General features: G+C 41.0%; 15 protein-coding genes and 1 riboswitch. Of the genes, 3 read left to right on the top strand and 12 right to left on the bottom strand.

Translation table 11 applies throughout. The features are described 5' to 3' along the window. Window positions 1-8: 8 nt before the first annotated feature. The 6 genes from ACIQXQ_RS05585 to ACIQXQ_RS05560 form a co-directional block, all read right to left on the bottom strand. Entirely contained in the window at window positions 9-572 is a 564-nt protein-coding gene (locus ACIQXQ_RS05585; RefSeq protein ID WP_402867937.1) for a TetR/AcrR family transcriptional regulator, read from the bottom strand. 74 nt (window positions 573-646) lie between these two features. Continuing rightward, complete coding sequence (locus ACIQXQ_RS05580; protein WP_402956080.1) at window positions 647-2,257, bottom strand: long-chain-fatty-acid--CoA ligase; 1,611 nt, start codon at window positions 2,255-2,257, stop codon at window positions 647-649. A gap of 33 nt (window positions 2,258-2,290) precedes the next feature. Beyond that, entirely contained in the window at window positions 2,291-3,064 is a 774-nt protein-coding gene (locus ACIQXQ_RS05575) for an SDR family oxidoreductase (protein WP_402956078.1), read from the bottom strand. Then, a complete protein-coding gene (locus tag ACIQXQ_RS05570) occupies window positions 3,061-4,230 on the bottom strand; it encodes an acyl-CoA dehydrogenase family protein (RefSeq protein WP_402956487.1) in 1,170 nt (389 codons plus the stop codon). The genes ACIQXQ_RS05575 and ACIQXQ_RS05570 overlap by 4 nt, the downstream gene beginning before the upstream one ends. A gap of 141 nt (window positions 4,231-4,371) precedes the next feature. After that, window positions 4,372-5,709, bottom strand: coding sequence for an ATP-binding protein (locus ACIQXQ_RS05565; protein ID WP_402956076.1), 1,338 nt, complete (start codon window positions 5,707-5,709; stop codon window positions 4,372-4,374). 171 nt (window positions 5,710-5,880) lie between these two features. Beyond that, a complete protein-coding gene (locus ACIQXQ_RS05560) occupies window positions 5,881-7,233 on the bottom strand; it encodes a TrkH family potassium uptake protein (RefSeq protein ID WP_402956074.1) in 1,353 nt (450 codons plus the stop codon). A 226-nt stretch (window positions 7,234-7,459) separates the two neighbouring features. Between ACIQXQ_RS05560 and ACIQXQ_RS05555 the strand changes: the two genes are divergently transcribed. Then, window positions 7,460-7,657 (top strand): alpha/beta-type small acid-soluble spore protein, encoded by a 198-nt coding sequence (locus ACIQXQ_RS05555; RefSeq protein WP_402867932.1) that lies wholly within the window; start codon window positions 7,460-7,462, stop codon window positions 7,655-7,657. Between the two features lie 48 nt (window positions 7,658-7,705). Here the strand turns inward: ACIQXQ_RS05555 and ACIQXQ_RS05550 are convergent, their stop codons facing one another. The 5 genes from ACIQXQ_RS05550 to ACIQXQ_RS05530 form a co-directional block, all read right to left on the bottom strand. After that, complete coding sequence (locus tag ACIQXQ_RS05550) at window positions 7,706-9,088, bottom strand: anti-sigma factor domain-containing protein (RefSeq protein WP_402956072.1); 1,383 nt, start codon at window positions 9,086-9,088, stop codon at window positions 7,706-7,708. Further along, complete coding sequence (gene sigI / locus ACIQXQ_RS05545; RefSeq protein ID WP_402867930.1) at window positions 9,085-9,828, bottom strand: RNA polymerase sigma factor SigI; 744 nt, start codon at window positions 9,826-9,828, stop codon at window positions 9,085-9,087. The genes ACIQXQ_RS05550 and sigI overlap by 4 nt, the downstream gene beginning before the upstream one ends. A gap of 373 nt (window positions 9,829-10,201) precedes the next feature. Then, a complete protein-coding gene (locus ACIQXQ_RS05540; protein ID WP_402956070.1) occupies window positions 10,202-10,966 on the bottom strand; it encodes a TerC family protein in 765 nt (254 codons plus the stop codon). An 88-nt stretch (window positions 10,967-11,054) separates the two neighbouring features. Beyond that, window positions 11,055-11,155, bottom strand: a riboswitch (yybP-ykoY riboswitch). Between the two features lie 54 nt (window positions 11,156-11,209). Beyond that, on the bottom strand, window positions 11,210-12,772 hold the full coding sequence (locus ACIQXQ_RS05535) for an aldehyde dehydrogenase family protein (protein WP_402867928.1): 1,563 nt from the start codon (window positions 12,770-12,772) through the stop codon (window positions 11,210-11,212). Between the two features lie 16 nt (window positions 12,773-12,788). After that, window positions 12,789-13,889 (bottom strand): SDR family oxidoreductase, encoded by a 1,101-nt coding sequence (locus ACIQXQ_RS05530; protein WP_402956068.1) that lies wholly within the window; start codon window positions 13,887-13,889, stop codon window positions 12,789-12,791. A 287-nt stretch (window positions 13,890-14,176) separates the two neighbouring features. Between ACIQXQ_RS05530 and ACIQXQ_RS05525 the strand changes: the two genes are divergently transcribed. After that, window positions 14,177-15,373 (top strand): FtsW/RodA/SpoVE family cell cycle protein, encoded by a 1,197-nt coding sequence (locus ACIQXQ_RS05525; protein ID WP_402867926.1) that lies wholly within the window; start codon window positions 14,177-14,179, stop codon window positions 15,371-15,373. A 136-nt stretch (window positions 15,374-15,509) separates the two neighbouring features. Then, complete coding sequence (locus ACIQXQ_RS05520; protein WP_402867925.1) at window positions 15,510-15,827, top strand: hypothetical protein; 318 nt, start codon at window positions 15,510-15,512, stop codon at window positions 15,825-15,827. Window positions 15,828-15,873: 46 nt separating this feature from the next. Here the strand turns inward: ACIQXQ_RS05520 and nhaC are convergent, their stop codons facing one another. Beyond that, window positions 15,874-17,268, bottom strand: coding sequence for a Na+/H+ antiporter NhaC (nhaC, locus tag ACIQXQ_RS05515; protein ID WP_402868555.1), 1,395 nt, complete (start codon window positions 17,266-17,268; stop codon window positions 15,874-15,876). Between the last annotated feature and the right edge of the window lie 62 nt (window positions 17,269-17,330).

Raw genomic sequence — 17,330 nt, 5'->3', positions numbered from 1 at the left:
TAACTCGTTTATTCATTAATTCCATGTAAAATCATTTCCATGAATATTTCGGCCACTTCCCGATCTGTCTTTTTTCCATCAGGGTCGAACCATTGATAACTCCAATTGACCACACCCAAAATGGCAAATGAGATAATAGAGGTATCAAGAGTAGAACGGAATTCCCCCCGTTTGCCCCCCTCTATCAACAATCCTTCTATTTTATTGCGGAATTCATCCCGCTTCGGAAGGATTTGATCCAATTTATCTTTGCTGAGGTTTTTCATTTCGCGGAAAAAGATGGTTGCACTCGACTTTTTGGACTTGATGCTTTTTAAAAGCATATAAACCATATCGAACAGCTTATCCTTACATCCTTTACTAGTATCCTGAAGAATCGTTTCCTGCCCAATTAGCAGTTCATTGATATAAGCGAGATGAATATCCATCAGTAGCTGTTCTTTACTTGTAAAGTAATAATAAAACGTTCCTTTTGTCACCCCTACCGATTCGACAATATCCTGAATGGACGTTTCGCTGAAGCCTTTCTGTTCGAATAAGCGTATGCCATGTTCCGTCATTTTATCTTTCATGTGTGTAATCCCCGCATTCTGTTAAACTATCAGTTGAATTGATACCATACGCTTTCGTACAATCATGCCTCTTCTTATTTCCTAGTCATTTCTTCTCTTAAAGCGCGCCTTAAAATCTTCCCGACATTTGTTTTTGGAAGTGCATCTCGAAATTCAACTAATTGAGGGACTTTATAAGCCGATAAGTTTTTCCGGCAATAATCGATGATTTCCTGTTCGCTGGTTTCCTGGTTACTTTTAAGAACAAGTACCGCTTTTACGCTTTCTCCCCTATACGCATCTGGAACTCCGATTACCACCGCTTCCTGGACGGCTGGATGCTCATAAAGTACCTCTTCCACTTCACGCGGATAAATGTTATATCCGCTAGCAATGATTAAATCCTTTTTCCGATCTACAATATAGAGATATCCATCCTCATCCACTTTGGCGATGTCCCCCGTATAAAGCCATCCATCTCTCAATGTGACCGCTGTCTCCTCCGGCATGTTCCAGTACCCTTTCATCACTTGTGGGCCTTTAACCACCAGTTCTCCCAATTCCCCTGGTGATACTTCACTCAATCCCTCCCCCAGGTCCACTACTTTATAATCCGTCGATGGGAAACCAATCCCCACGCTCCCTGGCTTTCTTTCAGCAAACGCCGGATTGCAATGTGTGGTTGGGGATGCTTCTGAAAGTCCATATCCTTCCAATATCTTCGCACCTGATTTCCTCTCGAATTCACGAAGCAACTCAACGGGCATCGGTGCACTGCCACTGTTACAAAGGTGTATAGAATCCATGCCGTATTCTTCGGCTTTAGGATGATTCGTCAAAGCGACGTACATTGTCGGTACTCCAGGAAAAGTAGTTGGCTGTTCACGCTTGATTGTTTCAAGTACTTCTTCTATTTCAAAACGAGGGAGCATAATCGAATCCCCCGCAGTATAAATGGACAAATTCATTGCAGACTGCATCCCAAACACATGGAAAAGCGGGATGACCGTCAACGTTCGTTCCCTTCCCATTTTCAACTCATGTTTAAAAAATTCATAAGACTGAATGACATTGGCCAAGATGTTGCGATGCGTCAACATGGCACCCTTGGATCGTCCCGTTGTTCCTCCTGTATATTGAAGGACGGCTATATCATTTACAGAATCAAATGAAACAGGGATTATGTTACCGTCACCCGTTTTCAAAAACTGGTCAAAAGCAACATCGGGTTGAAAATCCGCTTCAGATGGCTGGAGACTGACTACAATGACATTTTTCACATTCCCATTGGGGTGTACGCTCTTCACTTTTGGATACAATCCATCTAAAATGACAATCGTCTCGGCTCCGGAATCCTGTAGAATTTGCTGAAGCTCCCTTTCGACCAACATTGGATTGACTTGGGTAATGATTGCCCCTGCCGTCAAGGCCCCATAATAGGCGATAACGTATTGAGGACAGTTAGGTAGCATGAGGGCAACGCGATCACCCTTTTGCACTCCCTTTTTTTGAAGGGCGGAAGCAAAAGCCTGTGATGCAAAGAAGAGCTCTTTGTACGAAATCTTTCTCCCATAAAAAGTGATCGCTGTGTTGCTTGGATAGGACTCAAATGCCTTTTGGAGGATCTGTTGCACCGGGACTTCAGGGACTTCAATTTCCTTCAAGATTGAATCAGGATAAACGGACAGCCATCTTTTATTATTCATTACATACCCTCCAGCCATTTTTGATTCTATTTTCTACATGACATGAGAACCGCCATCAACAATCAGGATATTGCCCGTCACATAATCTGAAGCTTTTGAGGCGAGGTATACAGCAGCACCCTTCAAGTCATCCTCGTTGCCTAATCTTTTGAGCGGAGTGGAATCGAGAATAGGACTTTCCCCTTTAGCTAGCACGCCTTTCGTCATGGTTGTGGGAAAGAAACCCGGGGCTATCGCATTTATGTTGATATTATGTTGACCCCATTTAGCGGCTAAATCTTTTGTCAAGGTTATGACCGCTCCCTTGCTCGTATTATAGCCAACGGCATCCAGTATGTTTGGATTCGTACCGCCCAGACCGGCAACCGAGGCGATGTTTATGATTTTTCCATATCCCTGCTCAATCATGATCCTGCCAACAGTCTGGCACATGATAAAGGTACCCGTTACATTCACATTCATCACTTTGTTCCAGGCCTCAAGGGGCATGTCGATGGCCGATGCTCCCCAGGATGCACCGCTATTATTCACCAAGATATCGATGGAGCCAAATTTCCGGATCGTTTCATTCACGACTTCTTGTACGTCGGCAGGATTTGTGATATCGCATTTAAAGGAAAGCGCCTTTACGCCAAGTTCCTCCACGCGGGCGGCAACTTCATCGCACGCGGCCTTCTTTCTTGAACACAGGACGACATTGGCCCCAGCCTCGGCAAAACCGGTCGCTATCTGTTCGCCCAATCCCCTTCCACCGCCAGTAATTATCGCCGTCTTTCCAGTTAAGTCGAATAACTCGGTTATTTTCATATTTTCACCTCATCCTTTTGATACTTACGAAGTTCGATTTTAGCCACCTGTTGACGGTGTACCTCATCTGGGCCATCCGCTAGCCGCAATGTTCTAGCATTGGCCCAATGGGCAGCAAGCGGGAAGTCACCTGAAACCCCTGCAGCACCAAAGCCTTGGATTGCACGGTCTATCACCTTCAATACCATATTGGGAGCTACTACCTTTATCATGGCTATTTCAGCTTTCGCTTCTTTATTTCCAACAGTATCCATCATATAAGCAGCTTTTAAAGTCAAAAGTCTGGCTTGTTCAATTTCAATCCTCGAATCGGCCACCCACTCCATGATCACCCCCTGTTTCGACAAAGGCTTACCGAATGCTACACGTTCTTGTATACGCTTACATAATTCTTCAAGTGCTCTTTCAGCTGCACCGATTAGCCTCATGCAGTGATGGATCCTGCCAGGTCCGAGTCTTCCTTGAGCAATGGCAAATCCTTTCCCTTCACCCCAGAGGATGTTTTCAGAAGGGACCCTGACATTAGTAAATGTGATTTCAGCATGTCCATGTGGAGCATGGTCATAACCAAAAACAGAAAGCATACGTTCAATTTTGACGCCGGGTGTATCTAGCGGCACCAGAATCATCGATTGCTGCTCATGTTTGGGTGCTTCGGCATTGGTCTTACCCATGACAATTGCAATTTTACACCTCGGATCTCCAGCCCCAGATGACCACCACTTTCGACCATTGATGACGTATTCATCACCTTCCCTTACAATTCTGCATTCAATATTAGTTGCATCGGAAGAGGCCACTTCAGGCTCAGTCATCGAAAAACAAGACCTTATTTCCCCGGCAAGCAAGGGTTTAAGCCAGCGTTCTTTATGCTCATCCGTTCCATAACGAACCAAAACTTCCATATTTCCCGTATCCGGTGCATTACAGTTGAATATTTCGGGTCCTATCATGGATCTTCCCATGATTTCACAAAGTGGTGCATATTCAAGATTGGTTAAACCTGCTCCGTGTTCACTATCAGGTAAAAACAAATTCCAAAGTCCAGCTTCCTTCGCTTTACCCGTCAATTCAGATAAAATGGGCGGTATGGCACTCCAGCGACTGTTTTGTTTTTCTAATTCCTTTTGATAGACGGCCTCATTTGGATAGACATGTTGTTCCATGAAACCGATTAACTTTTTTTCTAAGTCCTTCACTTTTTGAGTGTGTTCGAAATTCACATTCATTCCTCCCTTTTACTAACTAACTGGTCGGTATGTTCATTCTTTTCCATTATATTATTATTTTTACAATATTTTCAATAATTAAATTTTATTTTCTGAAAATTGATTCATTATTTTAAAAGGTACCTCCTTTTTTTCACTGGTTTTGCAGGTAGGAAAGATACAAACAATTTTCGTTCCTTTTGCTCTCTCACTTGTTATGAACACTTTTCCCCCATGATTTTCAATGATCTTGAAACATACAGAAAGACCTAACCCCGTACCTGACGATTTCGTCGTGAAGAATGGTTCGCCAATTTTTTGAATCGAGTGTTCTGGTATTCCCTCCCCTTCGTCCAATATGCCTATTGAAACCTCGTGATCCTTTTCTTGAATATTGACACAAATGTTACCACCATTCGCCATGGACTCAATCGCATTTTTTATAAGGTTAATTAGTACCTGCTTGATTTGATTTTCATCACAGTAAATTAAAATCGGGTCTTCATCAAAGTTTTTATGAATTTGGATATTATTAAGAACAGCATTTGTCTCCAACAACGTTAAAACATGATTGCAAATACCGATTAGATTTTTTTCCGAAAATTCAGTTTTACTAGGCTTCGAAAGTAACAATAATTCATTGAGGATTTGCTCGATTCGGCTAATTTCCGAGAAAATGATATCATAATATTCCTGTTTGTTTTCAGACCCATCTTTGATTAATTTTACAAACCCCAAGATGGAAGTCATAGGATTTCGGACTTCATGGGCAATACCAGCTGCAAGTTGGGCAGCTGTGGATAACTTGCTGGAGGTAATGGCTAAATGTTCATTCAGGCTTACAAGTTTTTCTTCTGCATGTTTCCTTTCATTGATTTCCGATAATATGCCCGCCGTCCCAATGAATTCACCACCGTCGTCATAGACTAATTTAACGAACGCTTCTACCCAAGACCCTTCATTATTTCGATTCTTCATTTTAATGTCGACACGGAAATATCGCTTTCCTTCACGGAAGGAATTTGCAAACGCTTTCAAAATGCGATGATAAGATGTCTTATCTATTTCTTTTGAAAAATGGAGACCCAGTGATTCATTGACAGTCCTTCCGCTCATCATTTTCCATGCTGGATTCAAATATTGCCATTTCCCTTTTTCATCCGTTTTAAAAATCACTTCGTTGAAGCTGTTAAGCAACTCTTTAGAGGATTTAGAAATAATGCGATAACGTCCTTCGCTATCTTTCAATAATTCAATGATCCTTTGTTTTTTATCATAGACGGCTCCTAACAACCATGCAACGGCAGCAATAATGGCAAGATAGAATATTCCTACTACAGGGACTTTCCGTGACTCGGCGTAAAGCCAAACTATATAGGGTAGTTGCAATGCGGAAAATAGGGTGGGGACAACCAGTCTGCCAACATAGGTATTCAATCTTACACCTCCCATACTAACAATAAAATTTTTTGTCCGATTCGCTCTGGATTTGGTTATATATGGTAAACAATCTCTTTAAAGTAAAATTCCATAAAATATCTGCAATTCCTGCTATTAACCAAAAAAACCTCTCCAATAACGGAAAGGTTCATCTTTATTATTTAATAATCAGCCAATTATGACACGCTCTTTAGGATAATGGTAGTTCTCTGTAACTTCTTTATGACCGATGATATAGAGGAAGGAGGTAATTCCAACCCGACCAATAAACATAATTATCATAATGACAACTTTGCCCACATTACTCAATTCCGGAGTAATGCCCATCGAAAGACCTACTGAACCGAAAGCGGAACAAACTTCAAAAATGATCTGCATCAAAGTGAAGTTCTCGCTTATAGTCAAAACGAAAATCGCCAGGATACATAGCAAGGAACCCATTATCATGACAGCCGTTGCTTTTCGGGTATCATCAGGATGCACTTCCCTTTTGAATACTTTAATGGACTTTCTCCCCCGCATGAAGTTCCACAAAAAGAGAATCATGATAGCAAGGGTCGTCGTCCGTATGCCACCACCTACAGAACTAGGCGATGCTCCAATAAACATTAGAATGCTCATCAGTAATAAGGTCGGTTCCGAAAACTCGCTAACAATCATCGTGGAAAGGCCACCACTTCTCGTATTCGACGACATGAATAATGAGTAGAAAAGTGATTCATGCCAGCTTTTCCCGTGAAAAAAGCCCTTGATTTCAAGGAGATAGATAAGGATGCTTCCTCCAATGATAAGACCAAAAAAAGTCACCGAGGTGAGCTTTGTAAACAAGGAAAAGTGAAACTTATAACTACGCGAACTATTCGACAAAAACTCTTTTAATTCGATTAAGACCGGAAATCCGATTGCCCCCAGAATCAGGAGGATAATCGTGATAAATTGGACGAAATAATCGCTTTTGAAAGGGATCATGGAAACACCACTAATATCAAAACCAGCATTTGTAGTGGAACTGACCGCTAAAAAGAGTCCATTGACCAAGGCTGCCTTCCAATCTGGATAATAATTCAGGAAGTAAACACCTAAAATAAGAGCTCCAATTAATTCAATTACGACAAAAATCTTTATAATTTGAATCAATAACTTAACAAGACCCGAAAGATTAGTCTGATTCTGGTCAGTCATGATCAGCTGTCTTTCTTTGATCCCAATTTTCTTGCCTAAAATCAACCAAAAAAAAGTTCCAAGTGTCATTATGCCAATTCCGCCAAATTGGAGAACGAACATTAAGATGAAATAGCCCGTGTTACTGAATACCTCAGCTGTATTGACTACGGTTAATCCTGTCACACTTACTGCGCTAACCGCAGTGAAAAGTGCATCCATGAATCCCCATCTCACTCCAGGTTTTAGAGCAACTGGCAAACTAAGCAGTATTGTAGAAACACTGACGGCCATAAAGTAATAACCAACGATAAGTTGGGCTGGCGTTAATTTTGATAATAGCTTTTTAATAGCAACCATGCAGTTTTCCTTTCTTACTCTACGTAATCGATGATTGTTACAAAATCTATCTTAGTGTACTCTTTTTTCGATGATTTTTCCATTACCTTTTAGGAACTGACTTACTTACAACAATAAGGTAGGTTTACCAATAAATTTGACATCCGTCCTATAAGTAAAAACAACCGTTTTACTCATACTATAATTACAGCGGAAAAACCGCTGAACCAATAAGGGGGAAAATAAAATGGCTAATAATAGTAGCAGCAATAAACTTCTTGTGCCTGGAATTGAACAGGCCTTAGATCAAATTAAATATGAAATTGCTTCAGAATTCGGTGTTCAATTGGGTTCAGATACATCAGCCCGAGCAAATGGTTCGGTTGGTGGAGAAATCACAAAACGACTTGTCCAGCAGGCACAATCTCAGCTTAAAGGTCAATAATTAACCTAACTGAATATAATGGATAAGGGCCCAGCTATTAGCTGGGCTCTATTTATGGTGAAAATCGATTTCATTTTTCTTAGGGGAATGTTCACTATTTTGTTTTGTTGCTTTTTCTTTATGGGGTGGTTGTTTCGGTGCTTTTTCCTTTGGCAGTTGCTGCCTTGACGCCTTTTCCTTTTGCGGCTGTGGCTTTGGTGCTTTCACCTTTTGTGGCTTTGGCTTTGCTGCCTTTTCCTTTTGCGGCTGTGGCTTTGGTGCTTTCACCTTTTGTGGCTTTGGCTTTGCTGCCTTTTCCTTTTGTGGCTTTGGCTTTGCTGCCTTTTCCTTTTGTGGCTTTGGCTTTGCTGCCTTTTCCTTTTGCGGCTGTGGCTTTGGTGCTTTTTCCTTTTGTGGCTGTGGCTTTGGTGCTTTTTCCTTTTGTGGCTGTGGCTTTGGTGCTTTTTCCTTTTGTGGCTGTGGCCTTGACGCTTTTTCCTTTTGTGGCTTTGGCTTTGATGGCTCCTGCTTTGGTGCTTTTACTTTAGGATTATTCACCTTTTGTTTTTTCTGAGGCGATTCTTCCTTTTTTCTGGTTGACTCTTCTACTGAAGCCCTTAAAGATTTTACCGCTTTTTCCTTTTGCTCGAGCTCTTTATTTTTTTCAGGTATTGTTCCGGCTTCTTTTTTATGTAATTCACGTTTGCTACTATTATTTTCACTGTGTCTTGAATGATTCGCGTTACTTCCCTGTACCGGTTTCCTTGTGTCCCCTTTTTCCTTCTCCTTTTTCTCGAGCTTCTTTTCCACATATTTTCCGGTAGATATCCCCTGCTCCCTTGCGTGTTTGCGGTCACTTTCTGTTGCTGGGATAACTTTCAGCTTTGTTTGGGCGATATTATCCTGAGTTGAGATTTTATTAATTTCTGATTTTAGGTTCTTATCCAGTTCTTTATTCTCATCCAATAAAGTTGTTGAAACCACAATTTGTTTTTTCCCTTTCAAATAACCAAGTTGTTTTGTGGTCTTCACGATACGATTCGTGACCGTTTTAACATTCTTGCCTTTCCAGTTTGAAATTTCCCTAATCACCAACTTCCCATCTCCATTAAGTCCAGTGAGCTTGAGAACCTCCAGTTCATCATTAAGTTCCAATTCAATACTTGGGTTCACATCGATCGTCATATAAGCCGAGACATGGTCAGAAAACAATGACGGAAGGAGGGAAATGAGAATAAGAAAACTGGATGTCAAGCTGAGTACGACGGTTTTCTTTGCTGAAAAATGAAAGGTAGATAAAGAAAAATTAAACGATGGTTTAACAGTCGAAAAGGTAATTTCCTCTCCTACTTTATAGGGCCGGGCTTTCCTTTTAGTTTTTAAGAACTCGCCTTCAGGGGTTAAAAGAGTGACAAAACGTTTATTTATAGAAAGAACAACTCCTTTTTTCATCCATTAATCACCCCTTTAATATACTCGTTCAAGTACAGGAAATCCCCATTCAGTATTATGGCCACAGCAATGATATACTTTCGGTTCCGTTCAATTGTTTTTCGACTCACTTCCACCCTACCCTCTAGCTGCTTAACAGGAAGACGTTTCTTGGTAAACAGGATTTCTTTTAACTCGTCATCTTCCATTAGCATTTTAGCTATCATGATTGCTCCTTTCCTAGCATCAGCATGTTTCGGAGAAACTTCGACAAGATCGTCAAACGACAGACCAAAATCTTTTAATTCATTTATGTAAAGATGAATTTCTTCACTTCTTTTTTCTGATTCCAATTGCTTTTCATATTCTTGTATGGAATTTTTATCATCGAAATAACTTTGGTTTTGGTTATTTTCTTCGTCCACTGCAAGATCCACAGTCATTTCTTTACGTCTTGACTGGCTCCGCAAATAGTCAATAACCCTCCTTTTAACAAGGGTTTCTGCAAATGCCAGTAACGAACTTCCTTTTTCAGGAGAATATTTATCGATTGCTTCATTAAATGCAATCAATCCAATACTGAATTCATCATCTGTTTCATATATGTAACGTCTGCAAACGGATGAGACGGTTTTAGCTATAAAAGGCTTGAATGATTCTATGGTATCATTTCGAAGGCTTAAATCGCCTTGTTGAATTTTCAAGACGGTCGATTCTAAAGAACGCTTTTTTTTGAATGCTGTAAACAACAAACCAAGCATTTGTTCACCTCGCTCCTATTGATGCAAAATAATGCATCAACATCTTAATCTTAAGGGGAGCAAGCCTAAATGACAGTTCCAAAAGACCTATTTTCCGAAAATCACAGATTAAATTTTCGATATAACATGATAAAATGCTTAGTTTTTTCTCGTTTATTACATTAAAGTTACAGTTCAATAAAAAAATCGAAGTTTTCTAATGGTTTCATAGGACATTTGTCATTTTTATTACTTTAATTTAATATTTGACTCTTAAGCATAAATTTCGAAAATAGGATTATTTTTTTGTGGGTAACGCGGTCATTTTCCACAAAATGATTAATTTTCATTGCACAAAAAAAATGTCAGGCGTGACTCTCACGCCTGACATTTTTTATACTTCTTGAATTTGTTTCTCTTTTTTACTCGAAATGATCCAAGCACCAACCGCGATTCCAACTAATACAACCCAGAAAATTGACTTCCAAAGGGTTGATTCAGGGAAATGCTGTTCTAAGACGCCGAGGGAAGGATGAGCTAGCGTGTAGACGGCCAATTTAACCCCTACCCAACCTACAATCAAGAAGGCTGCAGTTTCAAGTGATGGACGCTGATGAAGCAACTTCACGAATCCATTAGCTGCAAAACGCATGATAACCAAGCCTATCATCCCGCCGAGGAACATGACAGCAAATTGTCCTCCGTCAATTCCACCGACCTTCATCCAGCCTGTAGCAGGAAGTGTAACAGCTAATGCAACGGCTGCCAGCATCGAATCAATGGCAAATGCAATATCCGCTACTTCTACTTTGACGACGGTCATCCAGAAGCCGGATTGTTTCTTAGGTTTCTTGACTTCAGCCTCGCCTTTACCAGCATATTTCTTATAAAGATGCTGAAAAGCGATGAAGAGAAGGTAAAGCGCACCGAGTGCTTGAACTTGCCATACGTCGACAAGGAAAGAAATCAGGAATAAACTTGCAAAACGGAAAACAAAAGCTCCTAACAATCCATAAAACAAAGCTTTCCGTTGTTGATCTTTTGGTAAATGCTTAACCATGACAGCCATGACGACTGCATTATCAGCAGCGAGTATCCCTTCAAGTCCGACCAAGATAAGAAGGACCCATCCATATTCCAATAATAATGATACTTCCATATATTTTACCTCCAATAGTTTGTATTTTCCTCCCTATCGGCATTTGGCAAAATAAAAAGACCTCTGCCGTATAGGCAAAGGTCTTGCTGAACATGAAATCATGTCAACAAAGCCGATGAATGTCTCCATTCACGTAATGACGACTTTGTTTTAGGGCGAACCCTAACGCTACTCCCCTTTGATTAAAGGAAAATCAGTTATTAAGTATATTAGTAGTATACGTGCTACCCGCATAAATAACAATCATTTTTTTCGTTTTTCTTTGGAAATCTTTAATAATTCCATATATTCTCTTCCAAATTTGATCCAATTGGTCTTGGCTGAAAAGTAATGTTGGAACAGCGATAAAAATCTTGGGTATTTCCCTTCATAAGGATACCACTGGATTTCCGAATTCTTTTTCCCTTTATCCTGCATGATCGCTTTTTCATGGCAGAATATCCGCATTCCCTGTTCCCCATGATAACGGCCAATACCACTTTGCTTTGCCCCGCCAAACGGCAGTCCATGATTGGCAACGGTTATCAAGACATCATTGATGGTCACCGCTCCTGTCACTAACTGACGGGCCACCCGGTTCGCTTTTTCCTCATCCATGCTCCATACGCTTGAGTTAAGTCCATATTGACTGTCGTTCGCAAGACGAACCGCCTCTTCTTCACTATCGAATGGCACAACAGGAAGAACCGGGCCGAATGTTTCCTCATTCATGATTTTCATCGAATGATCGACATTGGACAAAATGGTCGGTGGGATGAAATAAGTACTTCCCTTTTTCCAGTCATGCGGAATGCTGCCGGATTCCATGATGGCTCCCTTATTCAGTGCATCATCCAAGTGGTCTGCAACGATATCAAGCTGGGCCGGGAACGTCATCGAACCAACATCGTCCGTTAATTGTGTACCCTGCCTTAAAGCAGTCGTCTTTTCCTTCAGCAAGGACAGAAACTCTTTATAAACGGTCCTTTCCACATAAACCCTTTCCACGCTCATGCACACCTGTCCACTGTTAGTAAAAGCTCCCCAAAGTGCCCCATTTACAGCACGTTCCAAATTGGCATCACCAAATACGATCATCGGATCCTTTCCACCAAGTTCGAGCGTAGTGGGGATTAATTGTTTAGCCGCCACTTCACCGATAATTTTACCGGTCCTTACAGAGCCGGTAAAAAATATATAATCGGGTTTTTGTTCCGTCAATGCCGCCCCTAGCTCTTTTCCGCCATGGGCAAATTGAATGACGCCCTCCGGAAATCCAGCTTCTTGAAACAAGTCATCCATGCTTATACCCACTAAAGGGGTCACCTCTGAAGGCTTGGAAATGACCGTATTTCCACCAATTAAGGCATTCAGTATCGGCACCATCGCCAGTTGGAAAGGATAATTCCAAGGTGAAATGACAAGGACCGTCCCACGTGGCATATATTCAATATAGGATTTCTTACCAATTAACATGAGTGGGGTTGATGCCTTCTGCCTCGAAAGGGCTTTTGCAGCATGTTTTTCAATATGCTTGATCGCATCTATCGTTGGCATGATATCTGCCACAAGCGCTTCTATCTTGACCTTCCCCGTATCTTTCGAAATCGTTTCTGCTAGTTCATCCATCTTTTCCACCATCAAAAAACGAAGGCGCTTTAAATAGTTCAAGCGTTCGGCGATGGGTAGTTTAGACCAATTCAGAAAAGCCTGCCTTGATTTTATATATAATTGAGGAATGGACTCCAGTGGGGTTTCATCAAGTTCCGCTATTTTCTTTCCTGTTGCCGGAGAATACACTTCCCACTTTTTATGTAGTTCTTCCATAATGTCTCCCCTTGCTTCACCTTATTTTTATCTGGTATCTTTTTTCGTTTTTGTTTCTTAAATAAAATTCGACCATGGCCGGTACGCCATCCTTGAAATTCGGGCAAGCAATTCCAGATCCCGCTAAATCAGCCTGTGCTTTTGTACAATCGAATCGTCCCTGCCATGTGAAGTAATCCAATGCTTCTTTTTCTACACCTAAATATGTCCGTACAGGACGGATCGATAAAAAGGCCTGGCTTACCGCCATTGGCATATGACCCTTTGGTTTCTTCTTATATAATTCACCAACAAAAAGTTCATAAATCTCAGTGGCTTTACAAGGACTCGGATCGGTTAGATGATACGTCTTACCTACACCTTCTTTATATAATGCCAGATAAGCGGTTGCCTGTATAATATAATCAACTGGCACAAGATTGACAACGGTCTCCCTTTCCGACGAGATATATGGGTACATAGGCAGGAAACTTAGACGATCTAGGAAGTTGAGGATAAAATATGGCCCGTCAAATTTGATGGTTTCCCCTGTCTTGGAGTGTCCCTTCACGATCCCTGGACGGATGATTGTTGTGGGTACTTCGCTTTTTAATTGCTCGACCAGTAATTCTGCATCATACTTCGTCCGCTCGTAATGGTTCTTGAAGCTTTTCGGCAGTACAAGTTCATGTTCAAACAGGTCACCTTCCCGATTACCGGCAACGTAAGCGGTACTAAAATAGGTATAACGCACAAGGTTGGGGATCCCTTTGACCCATTCATTCACATGCTTCGTACCAACGACATTGACTAGCTGAGCAATTTTTTCCGGGACAGCCAAATCATATATCGCAGCTAGATGAAAAACATGCGTGATTTCTTGTTGAAGACTTTGACTCTCCGGAACAGCGATATTGAGGTTCTCTTTCGTGATATCTCCTATCCCTAATTGGAATAGCACCTTTGCCCCGTCCAGTTCACTTTCTATTGTCTTGATTTCCGCTTCCGCTTTTCCCATTTGCTCAGGTAGTACAAGTAGATAGACTTTATCTACTGCCTCGTCCTGTTTTATAAGCTCCCTAATCAACTGATTGCTAATGAACCCTGGAAAACCAGTAAAAAAGTATATATGTCCCATCCTATCCCTCCCTTTAATTATCTTAATTGTAAGTTATTTGACAAATTATTACTATTATTCAAGGGACGAAAAGAAAAATATTGTTTTTTTAAAAGGAGTATCCAACCAGATTATCGAAAATAGAGAATAGTAATATTCATGTGCATTAAATAAACCGGGTGTTTATATTCGATTCTTTAAGGTTAAATTCTAGTAAATGATTAAAATCATTATCTATCTAACCGATTTTCCGTTACTATATAAGAAGGCGAATTTTTCGCGCATACATATTCGAGGTGAGCGCACAAGTGAAAAGAATTATTAAAGCATATGATTTCCCAATTTTCATCGCAGTCACATTACTTTGTCTGTTTGGTTTAGTCATGATTTATAGTTCGAGCATGATTACTGCAGTTGCTCGATACGGCTTGTCCATGGATTTCTTCTTTGAAAAACAAAAAACGGCCTTTATCATCTCATTCATTGCCATGATCGTGACGATGATTCTTCCTTATAAGATGTACAAGCACAAAACGTTTTTAATGAGTATGATGTTTGGAATGGCTGGTATCCTTTTACTTCTATTCATCTTCGGCCATACGGCGGGTAATGCTACGAGCTGGTTTAAGATAGGAACAAAATCCATTCAGCCCGCGGAGTTTTCCAAGCTAGCCATGATTATTTATCTGGCCGCCATTTACGGTAAAAGACAGGATCGAATCAACAGCATCGATAAAGCCGTCATTCCACCGATCGGGTTTCTCGTTGGTATTTGCTTTTTAATTGCCATTCAACCTGACTATGGAACGGCTGCCGTCATATTTCTCATTGCAGTTACCATGGTCCTTTCGTCTGGCATGTCTTTTAAAAGTATCTTTAAGCTATCTATACTTACGATGCTATTAATCGGCCTTGTAGCTCTAGGCGTACTAGTGACAGGGAATTTTTCGAGTATTTTCACCGAGAATAAGGTATCCCGTTTTACCGGATTCGCTGATCCTTTCGGTACAGCCGGAGAAGACGGATATCAACTCGTGAACTCTTTATTTGCAATCGGTTCTGGCGGTCTTACGGGAGTCGGCCTTGGAGACAGCGTACAGAAGTATGGCTATCTTCCCGAATCCCATACCGATTTCATCATGGCCATCATTGCGGAAGAGCTAGGAATATTCGGTGTGGCTTTCGTCCTGTTGACACTCGGTTTCATCGTCTTAAGGGGCTTCATCCTTTCTGCAAAATGCAAAGACCCATTTGGCAGCCTTCTCTTGATTGGTATATCTTCCATGATAGGCATACAAGTGGGCATTAATGTTGGAGGCGTGACGGGGCTCATTCCCATTACAGGGATTACCCTTCCATTCATCAGTTATGGTGGTTCATCCTTACTCCTACTGATGCTTTCAATGGGTATCTACCAAAATGTCGTGATGAGAATGAACTTGCTTGAACAAAAAGAAAAAGTCATTACGACGGTTCCAACGGAAGATATTATCTCTTCCAAGTGAATTGGATAAAACCAATTTAACAAAAAAAGGGCTGCCCCAAACATCATCAAAGGTGACATTTGGGGCAGCCTTTCCTATTTCAAGAACTTCAAAGGGTAGCTACTGCTTACTATACTTTAGAAAAGGAGAGGTACTGATGAAAATTAAACTGTTCATTTTTTTAACGTCTTCCAAGGAACATAAGGAAAAAAATAGATCCGAAGTTGTAATGAAAACATTTGAATCATCCTTTCGTCCCTTTCTAGGAGATATCATCGAGGACCCTGGATTTGATGCTAAGTATCATAATGGGTACGAGGTCGTAAAAGTCACTGTTAATTATGAGAAAGATGAATGCTATGTATCTATGAAACCCGTGGCCATAGATTTAGAGGAATTGCCTATCGAAGATTATATAGATAAGCTTTTGGCGAACGGATGGAGTATTGTTTCAAAAGAAGAGTCTGTAATGTAAAAAAGCGGTGAAGAAAAACCTTTCGTTTTCTTCACCGCTTTTTTTCTTACTTATTATAATGAATGCCGATTTTTGTGAATCCACTGATCAAACTAAGTAATGGACAGAGTAAACAGAAAAAAGCAAATGGTGCATACTCCAAGGTCGGAACATCCAGTACCTTTGTCAGAAAGACACCACAGACTCCCCAAGGTACAAGTGGATTCACTACCGTTCCTGAATCTTCAAGCACACGTGCCAGTGTCTTAGGATGCAACCCCAGATCATCATACTTTTGTTGGAAAGCCTTCCCCGGCAACAACACCGATAAATATTGCTCCCCAACAAGGAAGTTGGTACTGATTCCTGTAAAAACAGTTGCGGCAATTAACTTCGAAACACTCGTCAGCGAATCCTGAATGCTACTAAGAATAGATGGGATAATGCCCAATTCAAATAAAAGTCCACCCATGGCCAATGCCAATAGAACGAGAGAAATCGAGAACATCATGCTTTCAATGCCACCCCGGGATAAAATGGAATCCAGCTGTTCCATCCCACTATCAAGAACGAAACCGCTAAATAGAATATCAGCTAGCTTTGGAACAGTAAAACCCGGTGTTTGTAAAAAGGCAATGATTGCTGCGGAAACGATTCCTGCAGATAAAGTCGGGATGGCTGATATCTTTTTCAAAGCCATACCTAAAACGATGATAAATGGAAGCAAGCTCCATATACTGATATTCGTTTCCATCTTCAACGTACGGCTCATCACTTCTATTTCCTCTATCCGGGCTATATTGATATCAGGGGAAAGGAAGAAAAAGATAACCAGCGTGATAATAAATCCCGGAAGTGTCGTCCAAAGCATATTTTTAATATGTTCAAACAAAGATACGCCCACTGTTTCCGATGCCAAGTTCGTTGTATCGGAAAGTGGTGACATTTTATCCCCAAGAAAGGCCCCCGAGATAATGGCACCCGCCGTGATGGCCAGCGATAAATCCATGGCCGCCGCCATTCCGATGAAAGCGACACCTATCGTAGCCGAGGTGGTGAGTGAACTCCCGATGCACAATCCGAGAAGCGATGTCACCAGAAATGTCACTGCATAAAAGGATTCACCAGAAATCCAGTCAAATCCATAATACATGATGGTCGGAATTGTTCCGCTCGCCATCCAGATTGAAATTAACATTCCAATAAAGAAGAAAATATAGATGGCTCCCATACCGGAGACCGCCCCTTTGACGATAGCTGACTCCATGATTGAAAATGGAAGCTTTTTCACTTTCCCATAAACAAATAAAAAAAGGATAGCTACTATAATTGGAATATGAGGATCCAAGCCATAATGTATAATTCCAGTTGCTATAATCAATAATAGAATGGCCAAAACACCGAGTGCTTCGGGCAATGAGAGCTTAAGCTTCGCATCTTCAAGACGCATGATATTTTTCACCGCTTTCAAGTTAAATATTCTCGAGGTAAGAATCGCTCGCACTCACTTTCACTTAGACGCTT

The sequence above is a fragment of the Peribacillus sp. NPDC097198 genome, assembly GCF_044762055.1.
Lineage (GTDB): Bacteria > Bacillota > Bacilli > Bacillales > DSM-1321 > Peribacillus.
The sequence above is the reverse complement of the archived record's forward strand: the minus strand, read 5'-3'. Positions and strand labels throughout refer to the sequence as shown.